This is a genomic window from Pedobacter sp. 01N416 (genome assembly GCF_056399685.1).
Map to the genome: position 1 here is coordinate 1 of NZ_JBFTRT010000595.1, position 4,003 is coordinate 4,003.

At 35.2% G+C, this 4,003-nt stretch carries 6 protein-coding genes; 3 read left to right on the forward strand and 3 right to left on the reverse strand.

Annotated elements, in window-relative coordinates; genetic code table 11:
• Positions 1 to 73: 73 nt before the first annotated feature.
• Positions 74 to 517 carry a DUF4395 domain-containing protein gene (locus tag AC1DND_RS24245; protein WP_477585125.1) on the reverse strand — a complete coding sequence of 148 codons (444 nt, stop codon included), beginning with the start codon at positions 515 to 517 and terminating at the stop codon, positions 74 to 76.
• A 245-nt stretch (positions 518 to 762) separates the two neighbouring features.
• On the opposite strand from AC1DND_RS24245, the gene AC1DND_RS24250 reads away from it, so the two are divergent.
• The 3 genes from AC1DND_RS24250 to AC1DND_RS24260 all read left to right on the forward strand — a co-directional run bounded on the left by AC1DND_RS24250 (position 763) and on the right by AC1DND_RS24260 (position 2,766).
• Positions 763 to 1,215 carry a DUF1569 domain-containing protein gene (locus AC1DND_RS24250; RefSeq protein ID WP_477585126.1) on the forward strand — a complete coding sequence of 151 codons (453 nt, stop codon included), beginning with the start codon at positions 763 to 765 and terminating at the stop codon, positions 1,213 to 1,215.
• A 115-nt stretch (positions 1,216 to 1,330) separates the two neighbouring features.
• A complete protein-coding gene (locus AC1DND_RS24255; RefSeq protein WP_477585127.1) occupies positions 1,331 to 1,756 on the forward strand; it encodes a VOC family protein in 426 nt (141 codons plus the stop codon).
• A gap of 53 nt (positions 1,757 to 1,809) precedes the next feature.
• Positions 1,810 to 2,766, forward strand: coding sequence for a zinc dependent phospholipase C family protein (locus AC1DND_RS24260; RefSeq protein WP_477585128.1), 957 nt, complete (start codon positions 1,810 to 1,812; stop codon positions 2,764 to 2,766).
• Here the strand turns inward: AC1DND_RS24260 and AC1DND_RS24265 are convergent, their stop codons facing one another.
• Both AC1DND_RS24265 and AC1DND_RS24270 read right to left on the reverse strand, forming a co-directional pair.
• A complete protein-coding gene (locus tag AC1DND_RS24265) occupies positions 2,767 to 3,042 on the reverse strand; it encodes a hypothetical protein (protein ID WP_477585129.1) in 276 nt (91 codons plus the stop codon). It abuts the gene before it with no gap.
• Between the two features lie 176 nt (positions 3,043 to 3,218).
• Positions 3,219 to 3,920 (reverse strand): DUF4397 domain-containing protein, encoded by a 702-nt coding sequence (locus tag AC1DND_RS24270; protein WP_477585130.1) that lies wholly within the window; start codon positions 3,918 to 3,920, stop codon positions 3,219 to 3,221.
• Positions 3,921 to 4,003 lie beyond the last annotated feature (83 nt).

Below are 4,003 nucleotides of genomic sequence, written 5' to 3' on the forward strand. Positions count from 1 at the left end.
GCCTTAATGAAATCAATTGAATTATTCGGAAGCAAAATTGCTCCAAAAGTACGCGAGGCTTTAAAGAAATAAATTAAGCCTCATTCTTTTTAGTGAAAATCTGCAAAAAAGAATAGATATAACAACCGACGCAGATGGCGAATAAACTCTCTAACAAAGCAAAAACGATCATGATGGAGGTAAAAATCAGCGCTGCATTATAAAAATCAAATAGAAATACCGCGGTAATCAAAAGGCAGAATCCAAAGCCTAAGGTTGCCGCGAACTTTTTTGGGGCCAGATCCTTCATTTTCGGCGAAAGCGAAAGTGCGTCGGCTATTTTAATCGCAATAAATTTCAACAAACTAAATTTACCCGTTGTAAATGCCCTTAAAGCAAAATCAAATATTAGAGAAACAATTGCCCAATAATTTGAAAACACAACACAAGCAATTGCGATTACAGCAACCATAAAGGCAATAATCCTAACTACATTTTCATTTACTCTTTCTGCTGATATTGGGCAAGATAATTCCATAGGGACAATTTGAGGCAAATTTAAGGAATTTATTTAACCACAGATAAAAAAGGATGCACACAGATAATCTCAAATACAAAAATCTGTGTTTTATCTGTGTGCATCAGTGGTTGAAAACACCAAACTTCATTCTACAAGTGCAGTAAAAGCAATGTCTCAATTCATTCACTCATGTTTTTCACCTCCTTATAAAATACATCCTTATATTTAGTGAAATAAATTACGCACTACCAGATAAACAAACCATGAAGACCATTTTCCAACCCGCAGTAACTAGCGAAATTATTGAAAGAATTAACAAACTTACTCCTACTACCACTCAACTTTGGGGTAAAATGAACGTTGCACAGATGTTGGCACATTGCAATGTAACTTACGAAATGGTTTACAATGACATTCATCCAAAACCGGGGCCAATAATGAGGTTTATCCTGAAAAAACTAGTCAAAAGCAAAGTAGTAAGCGAAAAGCCTTATCCTAAAAATAATCAGACAGCCCCTCAATTTATTATTAAGGATGAAAAAGATTTTGAAAAAGAGAAGATGCGTTTAATCGATTACATTAATCAAACCCAACAACTCGGCGAAAATCATTTCGATGGGAAAGAATCACATTCATTTGGGCCGTTAGCAAAAACGGAGTGGAACAATATGTTTTATAAACACCTGGACCACCATTTAGCACAATTCGGAGCTTAGCTAAGAACATAACAGCAAATTATTGTCCAAATTACCCCCTTAAATCGTCACTTTTAAACCTTACACAGGCTAAAAATCTTGCTTAACTTGTGGTAACATAAAAAATTTATATAAAATGGCAAAACCACTTGTAACATGTCTTTGGTTTGACGGACAAGCCGAAGCAGCAGCAAAATACTATTGTACAGTTTTTAAAGATTCCAAAATTACGCAGGTTACTCCTATGGTAGTTACTTTCGAATTAAACGGAAATAAATTTATGGGCCTTAATGGCGGTCCACAGTTTAAATTCGATGAAGCTATTTCTCTTATGGTAAACTGCGACAGTCAGGAAGAGATAGACTATTATTGGGATACTTTCTTAAATGACGGGGGCACAGAGAGCGTTTGCGGATGGCTAAAGGATAAATTCGGACTTTCATGGCAAATTGTTCCATCAAACATCGGTGAGCTAATGGCAACGCCCGAAAGAGCAAAAAGAGTAATGGACGCCGTTATGAAAATGAAAAAGCTTGATATGAAAAAAATGGAAGAGGCATAATTTTAACTTCTACACCCTTTGAGTTACAAAGAAAATTGCTTATCTTAGGCTATATGAAAAGATTAACGATTTTAACCGCGTTAATCATCCCTATATTTCTTTGTACCTCTTGGGGGTTCTTTGCACATCAAAGGATAAACAACCTTGCTGTTTTCACTTTGCCTTCTGATATGATCGGTTTCTATAAAAAGAATATCAAATACATTACCGAACATGCCGTTGACCCAGATAAACGTAGGTATGCTGATACGCTCGAAGCACCGCGGCATTACCTCGATGTGGAGAACTATGAGAAAAATATTGATAGTATTCCCGAAAAATGGGATGATGCCCTGGCTAAGTACGGCAAAAAAAAACTAAACACTGATGGTATTATCCCCTGGCATATACAGCGTAGTTATTATGGTTTAGTTAAAGCCTTTAAAACGCGTGATTCGATAAAAATTCTAAAATATTCTGCAGACCTGGGTCATTACATTGGCGATGCTCACGTTCCTTTACATACTACCGCAAACCACAATGGCCAACTCACTAATCAGGTAGGTATACATGCCTTTTGGGAAAGCCGTTTACCCGAATTGTTTTCAACTCATTACAATTTTGTTGTTGGCAAAGCAGATTATATTGAAAACCCATTACAAGAAATCTGGAAAATACTTAAACACACACACAGTTTGGTTGATACCGTATTAACTTTCGAAGCTGAACTGAATGCATCATTTCCTTCCGACAAAAAGTATAGCTTTTCTGAAAGGAATAATACTGTACTGAAACAATACGCTATGGCCTATTCAAAAGCTTACCATACTAAAATGAATAACATGGTAGAAAAGCAAATGCGTGCTGCCATATTAAAAACGGGATCATTCTGGTATTCTGCCTGGGTTGATGCGGGTCAGCCAGTGCTTAAAAACCTAATTAAAACAGCATTATTACCTGATGAAAAAATAGAAAGTGAAGCGGTAGAAAGGAAATATCAAAATGGTTCTCTAATTGGTAGGGAACTATAATTATGCCTTTGTATCCTCTCCTTCAATAATTGCCTCAATCTTTTTAGGTTGAAAACGGCTTCTGATGGCTGCCCAGATGGCGGGAACAAAAGTTACCACAGCAATAAAAATAATAACCAGTTCGAAGTTGTTTTTAATTACCGGAATCTGTCCTAATAAATAACCGCCTAACAATAATGCAAATATCCAGGCTACTCCACCAATAATGTTATAATAGGTAAAACGACCGAAAGGCATTTTGGCTATTCCAGCTACAAATGGTGCAATGGTCAGCAAAAATAATCAGGAATAAAATGAGGTAAGTCCAGGTACGGTATTCGTTAACAATTTCAGCTAAATGTACGTCTATATGAAGAATAAAATCTATAAGCTGCTGTAGTAGTTCCATTTATCTAATTTTGGGCAAAAGTATGAATATCAAAGGGATTAAATGCTAGTATATTGCAATAAAATTAGTTGGCTGAGATGATTCGATTTTTAAGTTCTCCCTTTTTATCGCCATCAAATAATATAAGGTAAACCCTACCATTATTGATATTAAGAGAATCTAAGCGTGGTACCACAGGTGGTGGGTTTGTCGCAGTAGGACTAGTTAATTTAAAGGCAAATTTCATGTTTTTATTAACTTTAACCTTTAAAGTTTTAATCGCTCCATATGCAATTGTAGATTCTACAGGTTTGGCTGTATCTGTGCTATCGGTAATTACAACACTAGAGCCTAGTGTGTAACCAAGGTTTAAAAAAGTTAGTTTAGCTGAATCAAGATCTGGTTTTACATCATCGGTATAAACTTTTAATTTTGCAGGATCGCCAGTTTTTTCTTTATAATAAAAAACAGAATAATTCTGTCCGATTTTAAATGTTTGCTCTCCTAATGAAGCTACATCAACACCTGTATTTATATTTCGTGTGGTTATATTATAAGCAGCATCACCTGCAACAACTACATAACTTGTATTTGTATTGTAAGCAACAGGTGTTCCTATTTGTATTCCATTTAAATAGAAACTTTGCGTAGTATCAGTTGAAGCAGCCTGAAAGAATCGAACTTTAGCATCACCTTCAATTAAATTATCGTTTTTGATGCATGAGCTGATTAAAACGGCAAGTATAAGAAGAAGAAATATTTTAGGAAACAATACTTTGTTTTTCATAATTAATCGCTGATGCTAATAAAACGTAAAGATAGCAGAAAGCATATTAAACTTTGAAATTAATTATCGGTAATGATATGTGC

Excerpts from the sequence above, each read along its gene's own strand:
- AC1DND_RS24250 (WP_477585126.1), top strand. The coding sequence starts at position 763 with ATGAAGACCATTTTCCAACCCGCAGTAACTAGCGAAATTATTGAAAGA.
- AC1DND_RS24260 (WP_477585128.1), top strand. The coding sequence starts at position 1,810 with ATGAAAAGATTAACGATTTTAACCGCGTTAATCATCCCTATATTTCTT.
- AC1DND_RS24270 (WP_477585130.1), bottom strand. The coding sequence starts at position 3,920 with ATGAAAAACAAAGTATTGTTTCCTAAAATATTTCTTCTTCTTATACTT.
- AC1DND_RS24245 (WP_477585125.1), bottom strand. The coding sequence starts at position 517 with ATGGAATTATCTTGCCCAATATCAGCAGAAAGAGTAAATGAAAATGTA.
- AC1DND_RS24255 (WP_477585127.1), top strand. The coding sequence starts at position 1,331 with ATGGCAAAACCACTTGTAACATGTCTTTGGTTTGACGGACAAGCCGAA.